We start from the raw sequence: 1435 nt of genomic DNA on the forward strand, positions 1-1435 counted from the left end.
GTCTGCAGGCCGTCGACGCAGTAGTACGGCAGGTCCTGGTGCCAGGGCGTGGGCTTGGAGGTGCCCGGCTCCTTGACCAGAATGTGTTCATGGAACACCTGCACTTGCCGTGACTGCATCAACGCTCCGGCAATCGCCGCCGCCGGCGAATTGAGCACGAAATCCTTGAACGCCGGGATGCGCTGCCAGTTGCAGTAATCCTCGAAAAAGCGCCCGCCTTCACCACTGCCGACGTTCTCGATGGCAAAGGCACTGGGCGCGGCCAGGTTCTGTTCAAAACCTTCGCGCAGCGGTTCGATCCAGTCACGGAACACACCACGCAGCACCACGGCACCCTCACGCTGGAACTGTTCGATATCGGCCTTCATCGCGATCACCCTCTCTTGTTGTAATGAACAAAAGTATTGGGCGGCCCCGCGCAGCCGGTAAACCACAGATTACCTATTCGCCACTATAGGCAATCTGTATGGCGCGCGGGTTGTCAGCCTCCTGCCTTTGGCCGGTTAATGGCCCTGCCTGTGTCCTACGGCGCCTTGCTATCCAAGAATAAGAACAACGAGGAGTTACCTGGGATGAACGAAAACAGCACCGCCATGCGGCGCGGTCTGAGTACCCGCCACATTCGCTTCATGGCGCTCGGTTCTGCCATCGGCACCGGGCTTTTCTATGGTTCGGCAGCGGCCATCAAACTGGCCGGCCCGTCGGTGTTACTCGCCTACCTGATCGGTGGCGCGGCGATCTACATGATGATGCGCGCCCTGGGTGAAATGGCCGTGCGCAACCCGGTGTCCGGCTCCTTCGGGCAATACGCCAGCCAGTACCTGGGGCGCTTCGCCGGTTTTCTCACCGGCTGGAGCTACGCCTTCTCGATGCTGGTGGTGTGCCTGGCGGATGTCACCGCCTTCGGCGTCTACATGAGCTTCTGGTTCCCCGATACGCCGCGCTGGATCTGGGTGCTGGGCATCGTCTTCTTCATTGGCGCCCTGAACCTGTGCAGCGTGCGGGTGTTTGGCGAACTGGAGTTCTGGCTGTCGCTGCTGAAAGTCACCGCCATCGTCTCGATGATCCTCGCAGGTGCCGCCGTGCTGATGTTCGGTATCCAGCTGGGCGGCGCCGGCGAGCCGCTGGCGGCAGTGAGCAACCTGTGGAGCCATGGCGGCTTCTTCCCCAATGGCGTGGGCGGCATGATCGCTTCGTTCACCGTGGTGATGTTCGCCTTCGGCGGCGTCGAGATGATCGGTATCACCGCCGGCGAAGCCAAGGACCCGCAACGGGTGATTCCCCGGGCGATCAACTCGGTGCCGCTGCGCATCCTGCTGTTCTATGTGTTCACCCTGTTGGTGCTGATGTCGATCTATCCCTGGACGAAGATCGGCAGCGAAGGCAGCCCCTTCGTGCAGATCTTCAGCGGCCTGGGGATCGGCTCCGCAGCCCC

2 protein-coding genes are annotated in these 1435 nt (G+C 61.7%); one reads left to right on the forward strand and one right to left on the reverse strand.

The window, feature by feature from the left end; all coding sequences use genetic code 11:
- Window positions 1-368, reverse strand: a 368-nt coding sequence (locus UW3_RS29555) for a phytanoyl-CoA dioxygenase family protein (protein ID WP_010223137.1), incomplete at its 3' end; no start/stop codon positions are given.
- A 204-nt stretch (window positions 369-572) separates the two neighbouring features.
- Here UW3_RS29555 and UW3_RS29560 point away from each other — a divergent pair.
- Window positions 573-1435: amino acid permease (locus tag UW3_RS29560; RefSeq protein ID WP_010223138.1), on the forward strand; the 863-nt coding region annotated here is incomplete at its 3' end.

Origin of the sequence: Pseudomonas donghuensis (assembly GCF_000259195.1) — a bacterium.
Taxonomy (GTDB): Bacteria; Pseudomonadota; Gammaproteobacteria; order Pseudomonadales; family Pseudomonadaceae; genus Aquipseudomonas; species Aquipseudomonas donghuensis.